Annotated in this window: 17 protein-coding genes; 12 read left to right on the forward strand and 5 right to left on the reverse strand. The window is 45.5% G+C overall.

Translation table 11 applies throughout. The features are described from left to right. The first annotated feature begins 122 nt into the window (after positions 1-122). Together rsgA and KAI36_RS10570 are read left to right on the forward strand one after the other, a co-directional pair. Positions 123-1,220 carry a ribosome small subunit-dependent GTPase A gene (rsgA, locus tag KAI36_RS10565; RefSeq protein WP_025719067.1) on the forward strand — a complete coding sequence of 366 codons (1,098 nt, stop codon included), beginning with the start codon at positions 123-125 and terminating at the stop codon, positions 1,218-1,220. An 82-nt stretch (positions 1,221-1,302) separates the two neighbouring features. Further along, on the forward strand, positions 1,303-1,641 hold the full coding sequence (locus KAI36_RS10570; protein ID WP_220027678.1) for a L,D-transpeptidase: 339 nt from the start codon (positions 1,303-1,305) through the stop codon (positions 1,639-1,641). Positions 1,642-1,759: 118 nt separating this feature from the next. Here the strand turns inward: KAI36_RS10570 and KAI36_RS10575 are convergent, their stop codons facing one another. Beyond that, positions 1,760-2,779: a flagellar motor protein MotB gene (locus tag KAI36_RS10575; RefSeq protein ID WP_256703236.1), complete on the reverse strand. Its 1,020-nt coding sequence runs from the start codon at positions 2,777-2,779 to the stop codon at positions 1,760-1,762. A gap of 216 nt (positions 2,780-2,995) precedes the next feature. On the opposite strand from KAI36_RS10575, the gene KAI36_RS10580 reads away from it, so the two are divergent. Further along, positions 2,996-3,145, forward strand: coding sequence for a hypothetical protein (locus KAI36_RS10580; RefSeq protein WP_023988262.1), 150 nt, complete (start codon positions 2,996-2,998; stop codon positions 3,143-3,145). 128 nt (positions 3,146-3,273) lie between these two features. On the opposite strand, the gene KAI36_RS10585 is transcribed toward KAI36_RS10580, so the two are convergent. Next, on the reverse strand, positions 3,274-3,513 hold the full coding sequence (locus KAI36_RS10585; RefSeq protein ID WP_013370782.1) for a hypothetical protein: 240 nt from the start codon (positions 3,511-3,513) through the stop codon (positions 3,274-3,276). Between the two features lie 389 nt (positions 3,514-3,902). Here KAI36_RS10585 and KAI36_RS10590 point away from each other — a divergent pair, with 389 nt between their 5' ends. From KAI36_RS10590 to KAI36_RS10630, 9 genes are all read left to right on the forward strand, one after another. Continuing rightward, positions 3,903-4,223 carry a hypothetical protein gene (locus KAI36_RS10590; RefSeq protein WP_220027679.1) on the forward strand — a complete coding sequence of 107 codons (321 nt, stop codon included), beginning with the start codon at positions 3,903-3,905 and terminating at the stop codon, positions 4,221-4,223. 67 nt (positions 4,224-4,290) lie between these two features. Then, positions 4,291-8,286 carry a type VII secretion protein EssC gene (gene essC / locus KAI36_RS10595; protein ID WP_220027680.1) on the forward strand — a complete coding sequence of 1,332 codons (3,996 nt, stop codon included), beginning with the start codon at positions 4,291-4,293 and terminating at the stop codon, positions 8,284-8,286. Between the two features lie 16 nt (positions 8,287-8,302). Next, positions 8,303-9,145 carry a hypothetical protein gene (locus tag KAI36_RS10600; RefSeq protein WP_220027681.1) on the forward strand — a complete coding sequence of 281 codons (843 nt, stop codon included), beginning with the start codon at positions 8,303-8,305 and terminating at the stop codon, positions 9,143-9,145. A 5-nt stretch (positions 9,146-9,150) separates the two neighbouring features. Beyond that, the gene (locus KAI36_RS10605; protein WP_220027682.1) at positions 9,151-9,687 is read left to right on the forward strand and encodes a WXG100 family type VII secretion target; all 537 of its coding nucleotides are present in this window, start codon (positions 9,151-9,153) and stop codon (positions 9,685-9,687) included. 248 nt (positions 9,688-9,935) lie between these two features. Further along, the gene (locus tag KAI36_RS10610; RefSeq protein WP_013309990.1) at positions 9,936-10,211 is read left to right on the forward strand and encodes a WXG100 family type VII secretion target; all 276 of its coding nucleotides are present in this window, start codon (positions 9,936-9,938) and stop codon (positions 10,209-10,211) included. Between the two features lie 200 nt (positions 10,212-10,411). Next, on the forward strand, positions 10,412-12,457 hold the full coding sequence (locus KAI36_RS10615; RefSeq protein WP_220027683.1) for a serine/threonine-protein kinase: 2,046 nt from the start codon (positions 10,412-10,414) through the stop codon (positions 12,455-12,457). Between the two features lie 84 nt (positions 12,458-12,541). Next, a complete protein-coding gene (locus KAI36_RS10620) occupies positions 12,542-13,294 on the forward strand; it encodes a vWA domain-containing protein (protein WP_013309992.1) in 753 nt (250 codons plus the stop codon). A 12-nt stretch (positions 13,295-13,306) separates the two neighbouring features. Next, positions 13,307-14,143, forward strand: coding sequence for a hypothetical protein (locus KAI36_RS10625; RefSeq protein WP_013309993.1), 837 nt, complete (start codon positions 13,307-13,309; stop codon positions 14,141-14,143). Between the two features lie 280 nt (positions 14,144-14,423). Next, positions 14,424-15,233 (forward strand): SDR family oxidoreductase, encoded by an 810-nt coding sequence (locus tag KAI36_RS10630; protein ID WP_220027684.1) that lies wholly within the window; start codon positions 14,424-14,426, stop codon positions 15,231-15,233. Between the two features lie 862 nt (positions 15,234-16,095). Here the strand turns inward: KAI36_RS10630 and KAI36_RS10635 are convergent. The 3 genes from KAI36_RS10635 to KAI36_RS10645 all read right to left on the reverse strand — a co-directional run bounded on the left by KAI36_RS10635 (position 16,096) and on the right by KAI36_RS10645 (position 18,418). Beyond that, entirely contained in the window at positions 16,096-16,719 is a 624-nt protein-coding gene (locus tag KAI36_RS10635; RefSeq protein WP_220027685.1) for a hypothetical protein, read from the reverse strand. Between the two features lie 2 nt (positions 16,720-16,721). After that, on the reverse strand, positions 16,722-17,327 hold the full coding sequence (locus KAI36_RS10640; RefSeq protein WP_220027686.1) for a hypothetical protein: 606 nt from the start codon (positions 17,325-17,327) through the stop codon (positions 16,722-16,724). Positions 17,328-17,596: 269 nt separating this feature from the next. Then, positions 17,597-18,418 (reverse strand): copper amine oxidase N-terminal domain-containing protein, encoded by an 822-nt coding sequence (locus KAI36_RS10645; RefSeq protein WP_258382319.1) that lies wholly within the window; start codon positions 18,416-18,418, stop codon positions 17,597-17,599. Positions 18,419-18,427 lie beyond the last annotated feature (9 nt).

The raw sequence follows: 18,427 nt of genomic DNA on the forward strand, positions 1-18,427 counted from the left end.
GTATACCCTCCGCAGGGAAACCCCTGCGGATTTTTTGCGTTGTTTGCATGCGGGGAGAAAAATGTATACCGATCGAATAACACTACGCTCAAAAAATTAACAATGATTTCAGGAGGAAAACAATGAGTATACATGAATACGGTTGGTCTGATTACTGGAACGGTTTTTGGGACCAATGGAAGCAAAGTTTTGAGGAACGCGCAGGAAATACACAGGTACGTCCTGCCCGCTTGATTGCCGATTATGGACAAAAGGTGAAGCTTATCACAATGGATGGAGAACGCTGGGGAGCAGCTTCAGGTAAGCTACGACATGCTATTGTCGATCCGGCGGAAATGCCTGCCGTAGGGGACTGGCTAGCAATCACTACGCCAGATGAAGTGTCGGATGCAGTCATCCATGCCGTCTTGCCACGGAAAAGTCGAATATCTAGACAGGCCGCGGGCTTTGAGACGAAGGAGCAGCTGATCGCTACCAATGTGGATACGTTGTTCCTTGTTAATGCGCTGAATCATGATTTTAATATGCGCAGACTGGAACGGTATTTAATTATGGCTTGGAACAGCGGGGTAAACCCGGTTGTCGTTTTGAGTAAGAGTGATCTTTGTGAAGATGTCGAACAACGGGTTGCTGAAGCGGAGGGAGTTGCCCCTGGTGTACCTGTTATCGTTATTTCTGCTTTGCAGAACGAAGGCAGAGAGCAACTGGAGGCGTTTCTTCAACCTGGCTGTACAGTTGCTTTGACAGGCTCTTCCGGTAGTGGAAAATCCACGATAGTAAACTGGCTCTCCGGGTCTGAAGTTCAACTGACACAGGATGTGAGGGAGGAAGACAGCCGGGGCAGGCACACAACCACTCACCGACAGCTTTTTCCCATCGCAAAGCAAGCCGTTTTGCTGGATACACCTGGTATGCGCGAGCTTAATCTGTGGGATGATTCCATGGGTGTCGCTCATACCTTTACGGATATTATGGAAACAGCGCAGCAGTGCCGTTTTGCAGATTGCAAGCATAAGGGCGAAGCTGGATGTGCAGTGGAGGAAGCTATAGAGAGAGGAGAATTGTCGGAATCCAGAGTAAACAATTATCGCAAAATGCAGCGGGAACTGGAATATCAGGCGCGTAAGGAAGCAGACCGGCGCAGGAAAGATAGCCGTTCAAGCACAACCCCGGGTCGTAGGGATCAGCGAAGCGGCTGGCGACGTGATGTGGAGTGGTAAGCCGAACTGCAGTGAAGCATCAAATGTAAAAATATAAGAAAATCTATGTTGTAGTCGGCATATGGTATAAAGGGGTGAATATATGCCGAACTACAGCATTACGGTGGATTTATCGGATCGTCGTTTATATTTGAAAGATGGAGATCAGATTGTTCTTAGTTATCCAGTCGGTATTGGCAAGCTGGCTACACAGACACCGCATGGGCAATTTACGATTATTAACAAACAGCCCAATCCCGGCGGCCCTTTCGGAGCGTTCTGGATGGGGCTGTCCAAGCCGCATTATGGCATTCACGGCACCAATGAGCCATGGTCCATTGGCAAGATGGTGTCACATGGCTGCATTCGAATGCAGAATAAGGATGTGCTTGAGCTTCAGGAGAAGGTAAGTATAGGCACGCCAGTCACGATACAGCCGTAGCGGTTAGACAACACTAGATACTGTACCTGCTCAGACGTGGAAACCGCGTCATAGGCTGTATCTGTGAAGTGTATTTCATGGCGAACGGCCGTAACTTTAAGTTAGATGCTGCGTTTTGTTACGATTTGGGTTGGATAGGGATACGGGCTTCAATCTGTTTGGAGCCCTCTTTGTCGTCTGCGGATTTGACTAACGGTCCCGAAAGACGTTCTCCTTGTGTACCGTACGCCTGTTTGGCGTTGGTCCACATATCTTCGTTTGGTTCGAAACTTATGACTATGGTGTAGCGGTTGGCAAGGCTCGGCTTTTTAACCCTCATGCTGAAGGAGCCGTCAGGCATAACTTTGGTTTGATCATCGTAGCCAAACTGCCATCGTCCCGGAAAATCAATCGTGAGTTTGACGTCCGACCCTTCCAGCAAATTGCTGCGCGCATATACATGATAATAGTTACCTTCTTGCTTCACATCAGGCTTAATCCACACTTGAGGGCCACCGTAGTCCTTAGGCTTGTTCCAGACGGGCTTAACTAAAGGAGTATTGCGTTCTTGTTCAGGATCAAATTCAGCCCCAATCCGAACTTCATGCAAAAGCTGTTTGTTTTCTTCGTATTGATATACATAAGGACCTTCCAATTTGTTTCCACCGCTACCATACAGATTTCGTATCTCATTGTCTTGGTCATCCGGACGGAACAGAACAGTCAGATCCATACTGCCCTGTATTCCAGGGCGTTGTACCTGAAGTACAAAACTTCCGTCCTTTTGAATGGTGGTCTCATCCGTGTACCCAGTTAACAGGGAGTTTTTGACCGCAAGATTCCCTTTGATCCGTGCTCCGGCCGGGAGGTTGGAATGTCCTGTAACCTTCACGGTATTTTTATCAATGCTAACGCCACCTGATATTTCGACATAGCTGCTGCCTTGCTGATGAACAGGTGTATGATTGGCAGCTCGTTCATCAAGGGATGATGCGCCTTGGTTGGGATTACCCGTTACAGTGTAGGCACGTGCTTCAGCTTCATGTTGGGCCATACTCCGGGTTGAAGCTTTTTCCCTGCTGCATGCAGCCAGCATCGTTAGGATTAAGAATGCACATAAAAGGTTCCAGCCTATTTTTGTAATCATGTGTTTACTCATGGTTTTTGCTCGCTCCTTGTCCATAGCTTCCAGGCTTAACGTGATAAAATTTTCGAAACTTTATGTATTTACCCTAATTAAAGGGTATGTAATCCCGCCTGCTTTATCCTATAAGGAACGTACCTGTTTAAACAACGTACAGAATGGTTAAAAATGGATAGCCTGATCATCCCCTTAAAAAGCAGGGGCAGCTTGCTGTAAAGGAGCCTGAGTCATATGTCCATTGACCGTTTTATCTTAAAAAAGCTGGACAACTGCCGGGAAGAGCATACACGCGCTAATTTACTAGAACTGTTTAGAATACGGATTGAGAAGGCGCAGAATAAGGAACGAGGCGGTAAAAAAGGTTATCGCAGAATACTTTAAATAGAGTCTGATCAAATGCATAAGCTGCGGTAAGTCACATGTATCATGTTTCAAAGCTGCTGATATGGAGAGGGTGCTGAAATGCCCCTCTCTTTTTTGTGTCTAATGTGGACAAAAAAAAGTCCCTCTTAATAGAGGGACAATGCCAATGAATCATTTTCACTAACGCTATGCAGGATGGCTTCACAACCGACAATCTCTATACTGATCAAAGAGTTAAGACATTTTTGAAGGGCACGCTTGCCGCTGGAGATTTTATTCTCCAAAGTGTTACTTAGAAGTTTTAAAGTTTTTTGTACCGGTTGCTTATTTTCTTGATTGAAGTATACGGGAATACGTTTGTTTTGAAATGTAATTAATGTTCTCACAAAAATCACCTCGCCTGAGTTATTTCATGGCTTTATTGTAGTGCCCGTTTCTTAAAATTACCTTAAAAACACCTTATAAAAACATAAAGGTCTGAAAAATTTACAAAGTGTTCACAACAATCTAGGGAACAATCGAATTTAGTTCTAACTAATCGACAAAATGACGTATATAGCCGTATTAGAAATGATTAAATACATATTATTGATACCAATGACTCTACTAATGTGAGAGAATATGACTAAAGTCGCTGTTTTATTTTTAGAGTGGGTATTTTGTAACAAATTGACAGTCTAATAGTCGGATGCTACAGTTACGATAGCCATATTTCCGTTGAAATAGGCTTTTTGCGTGAACTTTGCTATATATTAAGGATCGGGAGGGATGACAGATGATCCTGACCGTGCTTTCAGGACGACAGGAAACAGAGTGGTTTGACATCGAGGTAGCTGATGAATACTCGGTGGAACATTTAAAGCTGATGCTGGGTGTGCGCATTTTCGGCGAACCTCCGGTGGAAGGCATGCAATATATTATGGAAGCAAAGTTCCCGGGAGGGCTTTGGTTCAGGGTGGGGGATAACCAGCTACTCACAGGATCAGGCTTGCGGGAAGGATGTACTGTGCGTATTCAGCGCGCTTTTTCGACAACTCAGGACGAAGCGCCTGTGTATGGAAGGCGTTCTCTGTTTCAAAGTGAAAAAAATGGGTAAATACACACATGAAATTATATGAAACCTTGGTAAAATGAAATAGTAAGCGAAAAGGGGGACTTTTGTCTTGAATGCATTATACCAGCGATCCCCGAGATTAAGGCCGGCGCTCCGAGAGGAGAAGCTGGAGATTTTACGGCCTCCGGCTGAGCCGAGCAAGCCGTCTTTTTCTATTATATCTATACTTATTCCGTTAATGATGACGTTGGTGACTATAGGCTTTTACGTATATATAAGCAAAACAGGCAAGATGGGTAACAGTAACTATTTGATGTTCCAGATGGTCACCGTGGTCATGATGCTTACATCTTATACGATTCCTTTTTTCGTCTATTTAAATAATAAGAAGGAATACAAGCGTAAGCTGGAGGAACGGGACCGGATGTACCGAGAACAACTCCAAAAGCATCGTGAAGAACTTGAAATGAAACGCGAGGAGCAAATTCGCACACTATATGAAATTCACGGTGACCCGCAAATATGCACTCAAATCGTCAAAAACCGCAATAGTTCACTCTGGGAACGATCACCTGAGGATGAGGACTTTTTGCAGGTGCGTATTGGGACTGGACAAGTTCCCTTTCATATTAAATTGCAAATTCCACGCCCAGACGGTTATGACCGAGATCCTTTGTTGGGAGCTGCGGATGAACTGGAAGAAGAATTTCGTCTGGTAGACGCCGCTTCCATTGCATTACCACTGTTTCAATCCAAAGTGGTTGGATTGGTCGGCGAACGGGAGCATACCCTTGCTGCGTTAAGAGTCATCTTGGCACAAGTGACGGTTCGCCACTCGCCAGATGAAGTGAAAATCGCTTCCTTCTACGACGAGCGAGAGGAAAGTGAATGGACTTGGATGCGCTGGCTCCCACATGTGTGGGATGATGACCGAATCCAGAGGATGATGTCAGACCGCAGTAGTAGTGCACATCAATTAGCTGATTTTCTGTTTGCCAGACTGAACCGCCGTAAAAATAATCGCAATGATCGCCAGGGCAAAGGGATGGAAGTCCCGTGTTATATCGTTGTTTTATCTGACACCCAGCTGATTGAGGAAGAACCGTTGCTGCCGTTGTTACTGGAGGACGGTCGAGCCATTGATGCGTGTACGATTGTGCTGGCTTCTCGTAAAGAGGCTTTGCCGATGCAGTGTCAGCTGATTGTGGAAGCTTCCAAAGAGCAGGGCGTATATGCCCGCAAATCAGAATCGGCGGAGGTTGAACAGCAAAGTTTTAAACCGGATCGTTTGTCAAAAGAGGAAGCCGATGCATTGGCGAGGTACATGGCTCCTATTCGCTTGAAGCGTTCCTCTGCTTCTGACATTCCCGCCGTGCTACCTCTGTTTGATATGATGAGCGTAGCGAGTGTGGAAGAACTGGACGTGGCAGATCGGTGGCGACGTAACCGCCATCCCGATACCTTACCTGTGCCGATGGGCGTGCGAGCAGGCGGTAAGCGGATTATGATTAACCTGCATGATAAGATAGAGCGTCAAGGACATGGTCCCCATGGCTTGATCGCCGGTACAACGGGTTCAGGGAAGAGTGAGGTTATCCAGTCCATCGTAGCCTCGCTTGCTGCCGAGTTTCATCCGCATGATCTTGCTTTTATGCTGATCGATTACAAGGGCGGAGGCATGTCCAACACGTTCGTTAACTTGCCGCATGTTGTGGGTACGATCACGAACTTGGACAATAATTTGATTGAACGCGCCAAAATATCTCTTAAAGCAGAACTGGTTCGTCGACAGAAGATATTGAACGATGCAGGCAATTTACAGCATATTGATGAATATTACAGACTACTCCGGCAGCGGCAGGAACAACCGCTGCCTCATCTGGTTATTATTATTGATGAATTTGCACAATTAAAGCGGGATCAGCCAGAGTTTATGGATGAGCTAATCAGTATTGCCGCGATTGGGCGGACACTAGGTGTCCATTTGATTTTGGCGACGCAAAAGCCCGCAGGTGTCGTAGATGATAAGATCTGGAGTAACTCCAGGTTCCGCATCTGCTTACGGGTGCAAAGCGAAGGTGATAGCCGTGACATGTTGAAAATACCGAATGCCGCGTGGATTACGAAGCCGGGACGAGGATATTTCCAGGTCGGTAGCGACGAGGTGTTTGAAGAGATGCAGTTTGCTTGGAGCGGTGCGCCGTATATAGGCAACAGCGATATTTCTTCTGCACTACCTGTACATGAAGTGAGACTGAACGGGAAACGTGAAGCGCTACTGACGGGCGGCGAACGGGCAAGCTCAGGCTTAAAAGGAGAAGAAGCCCCTAAACAGCTTCAAGTATTTATTGATTATATTGCGAATGAGGCTGCTAAGGCAGGGATCGAACGACTTCAGGGACCGTGGCTTCCGCCGCTGCCTGAATTGCTGGATTTAACAAATCTGCCGGCATGCACCGAAATAGATAGTACATCATCACCTTTGGAGTTGAAGGCCCTTATTGGTCTGGTCGATGATTTGCCGAATCAGCGGCAGGACCCAATTTATGCATCGCTGGATCATGGTCATTGGGCTGTGTATGGCATGCCGGGCATGGGAAAGACGACCTTTTTGCATACATTGCTGATGTCCACGGCTCAGCGTTTTGCAGCGAATCATTGGAACGGTTATATCATTGATATGGGTCGAACGATGCGCGACTTTGGGGAACTTCCCCAAATCGGGGCTGTTATGATGGCTGAGGAGGATGACCGGATCAAGCGACTGTTCCGTTATCTGTTCAAGATGGTGGCCGTACGCAAGGAAATGCTTTCCGAGGCTGGTGTCAAAACAATAAGCTCTTATCGACGTTCTGCTGTTGAGGATGTTCCGCAAATTGTCGTAGTTATTGATGGATATCTTAATTTCCGTAATGCTTATCCAGATGAAAATGAACTGCTGGAATCTCTTTTGCGAGAAGGAGGCAGTCTAGGTATTACGTTTATCATTACAGCGAACCGGATTACCGATGTGTTTGAGAAATTCCGCAGTAACATACCGAACGCTGTTTCTTTTGAAATGTCCGACCCGAGTGACTATTACTATGCGGTAGGACGACCAGCCAAAACGCCAGGACCGTTAATTCCAGGCCGCGCTCTGGTTAAAGGGCATGTTCCTCCGCTGGAGTTCCAGACGGCATTGCCTTCACCAGGAGAAGATGAGGCGGAGCGATCAGCACGGTTACGCCGCAATATTGCTGGCATTGTGCAGGAATGGAAAGGCAAGCACGCACCAGCCATCCTCCCATTACCTGAGCGGATTCCATTGTCGGAACTGCTTCAGCAGTGGGATCGGACGAGTGGACCTTCGGGTGCACTTCCTTATGAAGTACCTGTAGGTCTACAGAGTGACGATCTTGAGCCTTTTCTCCTGAATCTGAAAGAAGGGCCCAATTTTATAGTGGGTAGTCCAATGGAGGGTGGAAAAACCTCTTTTCTAATGAGCTGGATTATATCGCTTGCTTATTACACATCACCCGATCAATTGGAGGTCTATACGATCGATACACGCTATGGAGGCGGAGGACTATCTAGATTACGGCATCTTCCTCATGTTAAGGCTGCTGCCGAAAGCGAGGAAGAAATGGGACCTCTGGTACAGAAAGTGTATGATATCGTTCAACAGCGGAACAAGGAGGGGAATGATCCCGAATTGCTCCTGGTCATTGATGATGCGGATATGTTAAGTAAGCAACTGAACGATTTTATGATAAAGGATCAGCTCTCCGCCATTGTACGGTTGGGACGTGATCGCAATGTGCATGTCGTGCTATCGGGTGTGCCATCTGATTTCCCTACCTTTGGTGTGGACTGGTTTAATGATGTCAAGGCAAGCCAAAGCGGTATGCTATTTGGAACACTAGATTCGAATGATCTATCGTTCTTTCGTATCCCTTATTCGGAGGCGAACGCCGCTGCTGGTGGCCTAAAAGTCCTGCCACCTGGGCAGGGATACTACGTACGGCGCAAATTTACCAGGATAAAAGCGGCAATTCCCTTCTCAGAGCAAGTGAGCTGTGAGGATTGGATAACGAAAATTCGTGACCGATGGCATGTTGTAGTTTGAAGGGAGGTGGCTCATAATGTTAACGTTTCAAGCTTCCAAGCAGAAGTTAATAACCCTCAAGGCGAAGGAACTGTTTTTTCTGGCAGGCGTACTGGGTTCTGACAGACTGCTTGGGGTGGAAGATCCGTTTAAGGGCTATCTAGCAGAGGAGTTGGCGGAAGAGTGGGAGCAGGTAAAAGCTACTCTTTTGGAAAAGGGTTATCTAAAGCGGGTAGATAAGGGCAAAGAGCTAGCAATGCCTCCTACCGTTTTTTCAAGAGTCGCTATCGCGGGATTATCCAACAGGGCTTGCCGTATACGCTATGTGCGGGGAGGTAAGCAGTTTGAAGGCTATCTCCATTGCACGAACGAGCGTGTAGTGGAACTCGTGAAATCCGCTGATGAACCCGATGAGTATCGACTGTATGATCTGGGTAATGTGGAAAAGGCTTGCGAGACATTGATTGATAAAATGGGTTGGGTAGATCGACTTGTGCCTGAATCCCCCGCACTTATGTTCTCCAAGCAGGCATTTAATAAAATTTACGAGCAATCGGCAGGAGAAAGTGTGTCTCTGATCAGCAGTAAACTGACCGAGGCTAGCGGAGATGCAGAGGGGGCTGCAAGACTGGCTCAGTCTTTGAGTTCCCGTGTAGCCGAGGGAGAACTGCAATTGCTGGTATGGAACGGCAGGGAGTGGGAATCACAACGGGCAGCCTTTGTCCTGTGTCCTGCAATGAACTGGATATTTCGGATGAGCTCTAGTGGTAACGGAGACTGGCTGATTGCAGCTATGGCTTCAAGAGATCAGTTTGTGGATTTGTTATTAAATTGGTTGAAAAAGTCGGCAGTGAATGAAGAAGTGACAGAAGAAGGGTGATGGATATGCGCATTCGAGTTGAACCGGATGTGCTTCGGGGGCTTAGCGGGCAGCTACAGCATGCGGCGGAGCAAATTCAACAGTTAACAGCAGGTTTGGAGCAGGCGTTACAATCGCTGGATTGGGATGTATCTGCACGCGAGGCGATCTTAAATCATTGGATGCAGGCCAAGCGGATGTCAGAACAGATTCATGCTTACCTCCATACATCAGGTACACAACTGAACCGAAAGGCAGAGCAGTTTCAGTCTGTTGACCACAACTATCAAACGATTCTGTCATTTGCCAGCCAACCATTGGGACGACCCGTCACGATGCTCGATTGGTCGAATCAGCAATCACCGTCTATTCTGCCTGGGCAAGCTTCGGAAGCAGGCAGTCTGATTTCAAACCCGCAGTCTGTCGTACATGCCATTGCTGGTGTACAGTCTTCGGATGTAGAAACGTATCATCAGGATATTCTGATGCAGGCGTCTTCTAGCAGTCCGCAGGATTGGTATTTTACTGATCCGTCTACAACAAGAGATCAACCTGTCGCTTAGTTGGGATCGCGTTCCAGGACATTCTGGATCGACTGCACAATTTACTTGATTCGTTTCGCAATTCCCGACTTTATGGGACTTATTAGGTGGTTGTTTTGTTAATATTATACTGTTAGGTGCTGTTTTATAGTTAAAAAGTGGGATTGTTACAATTAGGTCCTTTGCCTTTTGTAGGGAATTAAATAGCCATAGTACAATTTGAACTAGATAAAACAAAAACATTTTTATCATCAAGGAGGACGCAAAAAATGGCAGGACGCATTTTAATTACCCCAGAACAGGTTGATCAGGTGGCTAACCAATTTAAACAAAGTGGTGAGCAAAGCCAACAGATCGTTTCCAGTTTGACACAGTCCATCTCAGGTATGGAAGGTCAATGGGAAGGTATGACTAAACAACGCTTCTTCCAAGAGTTTCAGGAAGCTAGCAAACAAATGCAAGCTTTCGTAACGACTTTGAACAGCATCAGCCAAGAATTGACAGCTATCGCTAACAAATTCCGTACGGTTGACCAAACGAAATAAGTTGCCTTGCCTGATAGGCATTAACTTATCATATACCACTCTATAAGAAGCAATATGTGAGCCATTCCTCACGGTTTGGCACAGGATGTTCAGGAAAAACCGGGCGATCTTCGGATACCCGGTTTTCTTGCCATCCATAGATGTATATAATAAGGTGAGGAAAACTAGCATACTGAATGATGTAAGGAGAGGGATGTTTCATGTCTTTTCAACCGAATCCGGGAGACGAATTGATCATAAACGGCACAGCTTATGTGGTTGGACGACATCCCGCTGCACCCGGTTTAGCCTATGCTCAAGCAGGGCGGCAGGGAATTGTATACCAGCTGAATGCCAAAAATGGAGCGCCGCATGAGGCAAAAGCCCTTAAAGTGTTTTTTCCGAAGTTTCGCATCCCGGCTATGGTTTATCAATCTGAGCATATGGAAGCATACGGGGATATTCCCGGTTTGCAGGTATGCAAGCGTGATGTGCTCACTCCAGAAAGAAACGGAAGTCTGATCGCCGAGCAGCCTGATTTGCTGTATGCGGTGCTGATGCCATGGGTTCACGGTATGACATGGTTCGATTGTCTCACAGATCAGCGTCAGCTTGAGGCTTCCGATAGTCTGGCTTTAGCCAGAGCATTGGCAGGGATCGGTTCAGCTATGGAGCAAAAAGGATTGGCGCACTGTGATTTATCGGCGCCGAATGTGATGCTTCCGTTTTTTTCTGAAGTGGAACTGCCTCAAGGCACGTCAGCTGTGGAATTGGTGGACGTGGAACAAATGTATAGTACTAAAATGGATCGTCCAGACGCTCTATTGGCAGGTTCGCCAGGGTATGCCGCACATCGTACCGTCCACAGCGGGTTATGGAGTGCGTATGCAGACCGTTTTGCAGGGGCAATTATTATAGGAGAAATGCTAGGCTGGTCTGACCGTGTAGTAGTCGACAAAGCGTGGGGCGAAAGTTATTTTGATCAGCATGAAATGCAGACGCCTTGCGAACGTTATTTTATTTTACGAAAATCACTTGAATCCCGTTGGGGCAGCAAGGTGGTAGAATTGTTCAGCCGCGCCTGGGATAGTCAGGATTTAAGCAGTTGCCCTACTTTTGGCGAATGGCTGGTTGTACTTAATGCGGTTACTGAGCAGGAAATTCCAGTTGAGGCTATAGAACCGGAGCCTGCTGTGACAGAAACAATAGAATCGGTATCGGTGAGTGGCCTTTCCAGTGAAGCTGCATCTTCTTTGTCAGCGCCTGCACCGCTCAAGGCTGAACAGGCTGCACTGCTAAATCAGGCTGCCCTGGAGCAGGGAGAGCGTGGGGTAACGGACAAGCTGTTCCGACAGGCACGTGATTTGGAGCAGCAAAACAAACCTGCTGCAGCGCTGGAAGTATACCGGTCGTTGTATCATTTTGTAGAAGACGGCAGTCCTCTGCATGTGGAGGTGTCGGCTGCGATCACAGGGCTAGAGGAGCAGTTGAATCCCAAGACGCCGGAGCAACCTGAACAATCAAAAGCCTGGTATCGCTCCAAAGCGTTTATCGTGACAACTGCGGCCGCAGTCGTTCTGTTGGCAGCTGGAATCCCAGCCGTGAATATTCTTGCAGATCAGTCCAATCAGCGACAAATCGAGGCAGCCAAGCAGGAAGAGGTAGAGAAGGCTGCAAAGGCGGCCGAGGAAAAGCTGGCAGACGAGCAGGAAGCCGCTCAAAAATTGCTGACGGAGAAACAACGCCAGGAAGCGGAACAGCAGACCAAACAGCAGGTACTTGTCGCTCAAAAGCAACAGGAAGAGCAGAAGAAACAGCAAGCCCTTATTGCTCAACAGGTTAAATATGAAGCTTATCTTGCCCAAAAAGAACAAAATAAGCAGGCGGCTGCCAAGTTGGCGAAGCAAAAAGCGTATGATCAACAGGCAAAGTATGAAAAATACTTGGCTTTGAAAAAAGAGCAGGAAGCCCGTGCCGCCCAGGAAGAGGCAGCTCGTAAGGCAGCAGCCGAGGCGGAACAAAAGCAAAAAGAGTCCATGCATGCACGAAACAAGGAGAACGTTCTTCAGCTTATTTCCCTGTACAACAAGGCATATGCCTCTCAGGAAGGTGGAAGCGCTGCGAAGGCAAAGAGCTTTGCGAAGCGTTTTAGAACACTATATGATAGTAATCCTTCTTATTATCGTTCGGTAGGTGAAGTGGGATATCGGGCTTCCTCGATCTATAACTTTTTAGGAGATACGAATTTTAGACTGCCTAAAATTTAATATTTCATATGTTTATATATGGGCGGAATGATAGATACGAAACAGATGGGGATAGAAGGTAACTGAGGGGAGCATGTACAAACCATGAATTATACAATACAGGCTTCACAACGCACTCCCGCCCTGATCATTTACCTGATTGACATCAGCGCGTCGATGAACATGCTGATGGAGGGGCGGCGGCGTATTGACGTTGTATATGAAGCTATATCGTTAGCGATCCGGCAGATGGTTTTCCGATCAACCAAAGGAAATCGGCTGACAGCACGCTATCGGATTGCGATTTTAGCTTATAGTGACGACGTGTATGACCTGCTGAATGGTGTCAAGGGAATTGATGAAATCGCGGCCATTGGTTCGTTGCCCGATTTGACACCCAAACGATTCTCAGATTCAGCAAAAGCCTTCTTGCAAGCTGAGCGTATTTTGCAGGCAGAATTACCAGGGATGCAGGACTGTCCTGCACCTTTGGTCTGTCATATGACAGATGGGGTTTCCACAGGCGATGATCCGGAACCGATTGCGAAGCGCATTATGAGCATGAGTGTACCGGACGGTAATGTACTGGTGGAAAATATATTTTTATCCGACAGGTTGCTGGAAACGCCTATTCAGGACCCCCGTCGCTGGAAAGGTCTGACACATAATACGCCGTTGCAGGATGAACATGCTGTGAAATTGCGTGATATGTCTTCTGTACTGCCTGAAAGCTATCGAGAAATGCTATTTGAGGCAGATTATCAGTTAGGTGAAGGAGCCATTATGATGCTGCCCGGAACCTGTGCGGAACTGGTGTCCATTGGGTTCCAAATGTCGGCCGCAACGCCTGTACGGTAAGGAGGTAAAAGCATGAATCCACTGCTGTCCCTGCTCCCCGCGAGCAAAAAAAAGGGAATGAATGCAAGGCTGACTCAGCAATTTGCTTACATAAGCTCTCAGACAGGCGATCAGCCTTTATCATCTCATCACAGTCGTTTTATGTGTCGTTATGGCTATGGAAGATCTGCCGAATCTGCCAGTATGGGAGAAAGCGGACAGGATTTCGCCGCAGTACGTATTCATAAATCCGTCTGTTGTTTTGTCTTGTGTGATGGTGTCGGGCTCAGTTACCGAGGAGATTTTGCAGCCCGCTATCTGGGTTCTTCTTTACTGGATTGGATGGAACGGGGACAAGATCTGTCTGCTGATCAGTTGAGGGTGTACCTTGAACGTTTGGCAGGTACAGCGGCAGAGGAACTGGATCGGCAGCCTTTGGATCACGAATCAGGCTTAATGCGTTCGGTATTGGAAGATAAACGTCGTCAGGGAAGCCAGTCCATGTATATTTGCGGTAAAATCGAACTGCCGAAGCGTGGTAGCCGTGGCCGTCTTCGACTTGCCTGGCAAGGGGATTCACGTTTGCGACTATGGAACGGTGCCGAGGAAATCAGCGAGCTGTTCGATCATACCTTTTCTACAGCGGAGCGCTGGTCTACAAGTCGTGGGCCAATTGGTGGGAAGCCTCATTGGTACGAAAGAAGTATACCCGCAGATATGCCGATGAGATTACAGGTGTATACGGACGGTTTATCCGATTTGGACCCCATTCGCGAGCCTGTCCCTGATGAGCAGATACAGGTATTGCTGGATGCATCCCATACCGGGGGACTTGATGATGATGCTGCATTTATTGAGCTGCAGTGGTGAATAAATAAGCAAAAGGACGTTATACAACCGACGTTATACAACCATGGATATGGATGTATAACGTCCTTTTTTTGATGAATACATAGAAAATTACGATTCGTTAAGATATTTATAGAATGTAACGAGGAGGAGAAGGAAAGATGCGCTAATGCGCGTAATATTGGTCCTTTTCTTAAATATCGCAAAGGAATAGCAAAAAATGCGCAAAAATGGTGATTATAAAGTATATCCTTTTGGGTAATCTTGTGATTATACAGATTACTGAAAGGGAGCGATACATATGAGCTACACATATGCAGGAGGCGCACGCTTTGAAGGCAAAACGGCTCTGATCACGGGGGCTGGTTCTGGGATTGGCAAGGCAACGGCCATTCAAATGGCTAGAGAAGGAGCGAATGTCGCTCTTTTTGACGTAAGTAATGAGCGTATTTTGGAGACAGAAAGAGAAATTAATGCTATACGTGAAGGGTCAGCGCGGGCATTTGACGTGGACATTGCCGATCCGGTGCGTGTGGAAAAAGCAGTTCTGGAAGCGGTTGAATTATTTGGCGGTCTGCATATCATTTTTGCTAATGCCGGGATTAACGGGGTCGTCGGACCGATCGAGGATCTGAGCATTGAGGATTGGCGGCAAACATTGTCCACGAATCTGGATGGTACCTTCCTGACGGTGAAGTATACAATACCACATTTGAAAAGGAACGGTGGCGGCAGCATTATTATTACCAGCTCCATTAATGGAAATCAGCGCTTTACCAGCTTTGGAATGTCAGCCTACAGCACATCGAAGGCGGGTCAAACCGGTTTTGCTAAAATGGCTGCGCTGGAGCTGGCTAAGTTCCGTATTCGTGTGAATGTCATCTATCCGGGTGCCATTTCGACGAATATTGATGAAACCACGGAGAAATCGGAAGGGTTAAAGCAAATTACCATCCCCGTCAAGTTTCCCGAAGGAGGACAACCGTTGGCTGATGGGCCGGGTCAACCCGAGCAGGTAGCTGATTTGGTGACATTTTTGGCCTCTGATCATTCGCGACACATTACTGGCGCACAAATTGTCATTGATGGGGCAGAGTCGTTATTGTTTTAGAAATAGAGCATTCTCTGGGACAGAGAAATGTTTTGTGGTATCCTGAGTGTATTGTCTTGGTTACGGTGCGAATGTGAAGCTCACATAAAAACCCCGGGTCCTTCGCACCTCGAAATTTGTCGAAATGGTTTTAAATTAGCTTTCTTCGTTAGAAGTCAATAGTCGATTCAAGCTTTTTTAGCATCGTTTTTTTCGAAAATGTATGGAATTGATATCATTAGGGTATTAATTCCTGCATTTTCGCTGTCGCACTCTATGTGAGTGCGTGGATTGAAATTTGCTAGGACTTGAAGAATTAACAGTAGAAGCTAAAGTCGCACTCTATATGGGTGCGTGTTGGAGACGTAGTATATTTCATAAGGAGGTTTTGTATTGGCTCCGGCGCATTATCGCTACTTTTTGGAGTACGGAAGAAGACAATGACGCTTTTTAGTCAGGTGTTCAATCTCTTCTAATGAAAATCTCAGAACAATACAAACTAACGTATGGCGAAAAAACACAGCTGCTTGCTTCAATGATACTAGAGTATTCTAAATACGTAATAAGATGGGAACGTCACGGTACAATGAATGAAGAAGGAGAGTGGGAGTAATTGAGACAAATGCGGCTCTGGAGTTGAACGAGCTGGACTTGATAGAGGAGAGATTGAAATCTTCTGTATGGCTACATAATTATACTCAATTCACAGCCCTAGGACCTATTAGCACCGAGAACAGTACCATTTTGCGTGGCTCTAAGGGGGAAGAGCGGCCACCTTAGAGCCAGTACATCCCGCCAAGGAATTTAGTAGCAGGACGGCGTGTTTTTATTGAGTGAGTTAATTTGTCCGAAAAGGCACATATAAGTTATTACCTGCCAGTCATTATTTATATTTTTCTAATACACTTTTCTTTAGCTCATTATACTGATTATTAGTAGCTTGTAATGTTTTTTCTTCTGCATCAGTCCCAGATAAATCATGCTTTCCTTGTTCTAAAGCATTAATCCAATATCCACCAAGCGGTTCACTCCATACTAAAAATAAGATGTATTCCTTCCCTTCTTGCATTGGTGTGTAATCTTCATAATTCATTCTAATACTGCTCTGCTTGTCTTGGATCACATAGGTAGGCTCGAATGCTACAAGTTCAGAACCGATTTCCTTTTTTATGGAATCTTTATATACTTTAGTTACTTTGACCTTAGTTTCTGTTCTACCTGAAGGCCCCCAATCAAAATTTTCAATGACATTTTTGCTTTCTCCGGTTGCAATGACTTTAACTACAGCATCGGATTGAGCTTCCGCATCATCTGCATTTGTGAAAATTGCATGGTTGGCTTCAATTTCACCTGTACGTAATATAGATGAAGGGTCTTTCATAGCAATTGGATTAGCATTATGTTGGGCTTGCTTATTTATTGCCGCACTATTTGAATATGAATAGGAAAAAATCCCCATTCCAAGTGCTAGAGAAGCAGCGACCGTCAATACCAGTTTTTTCCGCATGTTTAATCCCCCCATTTCTTAACCACATGTGAAGTATCTGTTGATGTAGGTGATGAGAGAGCATATCTACCTGATTTCATCCAATGTTCTCCTGCATGAGCAGGAGCATTTTGAAAGTGGTTTAAGCCAAGTACATGACCAAGTTCGTGACCAGCATTCATAAATCTTTCTGATTGTGACCAGCCGCTTGTCCAGCCTGCATCTAATACAACTCTAGCCACATCATAATTTGACCCATTTGTTATGGCTCCAGCGTCAACTTGCTGTCCGTTAGAAAGAAAGTAAGAGGTTGATCCGTAAGTACCTCCAGGAAGTGAGTAATTCCCGGCATAAACTTTTAATTTTGCACTTGAGGAACTTCCAGAACTCCATCCAATTCTAGATGATGCTGCATCCCACTTACTTCTCGCATTGTCTACAGCACCAGTTTGGCCGTATGTTGAAAGAGATGAATCGTACCAATAGGAGATATTACTTGCCCCACCTGATATAGAACCAATTTTAATATGCGCGGTTCCAGTGTCAGCGCTTACTGTTGCTGCCATTAAAGATAAAACAAATGTCATTGAAGTGATCATCAATTTCTTTTTCCATTTCACTTTTCTCAATGTTTGTTCCTCCTATGGAATTTTTTATAAATCAACGATCAACTATATAGACGTTGTTATTCAGCAAAAAGTTTCCATATTATAATATTTTTTGTCATTTTTTATTTCAGTAGCCTTGATAAGAGGAGGAGAATGAAAACCTCTGTATGGCTACATAATTAGAATGGCAAAAGTAAAGCTGATCCCTTCTTAGATCAGCTTTACTTTAACTCAATTCACACCCTACGACCCATCTGCAAGGAAAACAGTACCATTTCACTTAAGGGATTTTATGGTTTTAGCGTTCTTCCCTTAAAGAGAATATACGACAGCTCATTTTTGATGATTTTATTATTCTCAATTGTTTTCACATAATCTATGTCATATTCGCGAGTTACAATTTCATCCTTATCTATATTGGGTCTTTTACGATTTCTATTTTCCCCGGCTATGCTATTGTCAGAAAAAATAAAAGTAGTATTTAAATCTTCAATGCCCTCACTAATCTTTTTCCCTGTCATATTCTTAGCTGTAATAGCCAGATGAATTTTTTCTCCCATGGTCAATTTGTACGATAACAAATGGAATGCATTTTCATCATCAACTTGTTCTCTAAAATGATCCAAATCTTCTACATTCTCCATCATAGGTGTCTTCATTAATTCCTTCCCAGAGAGGGAATACAGTTTATTTTGTTGATCCCATTCCTGGTATATATCTAAGTGCTTAGTAAGTACCCCTAAAGGAACAAACATCGCATTTTTATAAAGTACAGGGACGGTATCCATCACGGACGTGTTCGAGTCGGTAACAATCTCAGTGGAGTTCATTTTAAACTCAACCTTGTGCGTTCCAAACTTAATTGTGGCCGTATTAGAAGTTGGGTTATACGTAGTCTGTCCTCCCAACAAATCATTAATGGATCTCAAAGGCACCATATAGCGATTGTTCTGGTCAATATAAGGGGCTTTGGGGGCTGTGAACAAGACATAGTAATTGTTAATCTTCAAAAATTGAGTGCTTGGAGCTATACTCTGAGCTGACATTTTTCCTGTATAGGGTTGAGAAAAGCAAAAAAACAATGCGCCTATAAGTATAATCCTGAACAACATCTTTCCCAC

Origin of the sequence: Paenibacillus sp. S02 (assembly GCF_019454065.1) — a bacterium.
GTDB classification, from domain to species: Bacteria; Bacillota; Bacilli; order Paenibacillales; family Paenibacillaceae; genus Paenibacillus; species Paenibacillus polymyxa_B.

Coding starts and splice junctions, on each gene's coding strand:
- KAI36_RS10600 (WP_220027681.1), top strand. CDS start 8,303: ATGTTAACGTTTCAAGCTTCCAAGCAGAAGTTAATAACCCTCAAGGCG.
- KAI36_RS10645 (WP_258382319.1), bottom strand. CDS start 18,418: ATGTTGTTCAGGATTATACTTATAGGCGCATTGTTTTTTTGCTTTTCT.
- KAI36_RS10630 (WP_220027684.1), top strand. CDS start 14,424: ATGAGCTACACATATGCAGGAGGCGCACGCTTTGAAGGCAAAACGGCT.
- KAI36_RS10620 (WP_013309992.1), top strand. CDS start 12,542: ATGAATTATACAATACAGGCTTCACAACGCACTCCCGCCCTGATCATT.
- KAI36_RS10625 (WP_013309993.1), top strand. CDS start 13,307: ATGAATCCACTGCTGTCCCTGCTCCCCGCGAGCAAAAAAAAGGGAATG.
- KAI36_RS10605 (WP_220027682.1), top strand. CDS start 9,151: ATGCGCATTCGAGTTGAACCGGATGTGCTTCGGGGGCTTAGCGGGCAG.
- KAI36_RS10575 (WP_256703236.1), bottom strand. CDS start 2,779: ATGAGTAAACACATGATTACAAAAATAGGCTGGAACCTTTTATGTGCA.
- KAI36_RS10580 (WP_023988262.1), top strand. CDS start 2,996: ATGTCCATTGACCGTTTTATCTTAAAAAAGCTGGACAACTGCCGGGAA.
- KAI36_RS10635 (WP_220027685.1), bottom strand. CDS start 16,719: ATGCGGAAAAAACTGGTATTGACGGTCGCTGCTTCTCTAGCACTTGGA.
- KAI36_RS10615 (WP_220027683.1), top strand. CDS start 10,412: ATGTCTTTTCAACCGAATCCGGGAGACGAATTGATCATAAACGGCACA.
- KAI36_RS10570 (WP_220027678.1), top strand. CDS start 1,303: ATGCCGAACTACAGCATTACGGTGGATTTATCGGATCGTCGTTTATAT.
- KAI36_RS10610 (WP_013309990.1), top strand. CDS start 9,936: ATGGCAGGACGCATTTTAATTACCCCAGAACAGGTTGATCAGGTGGCT.
- rsgA (WP_025719067.1), top strand. CDS start 123: ATGAGTATACATGAATACGGTTGGTCTGATTACTGGAACGGTTTTTGG.
- KAI36_RS10590 (WP_220027679.1), top strand. CDS start 3,903: ATGATCCTGACCGTGCTTTCAGGACGACAGGAAACAGAGTGGTTTGAC.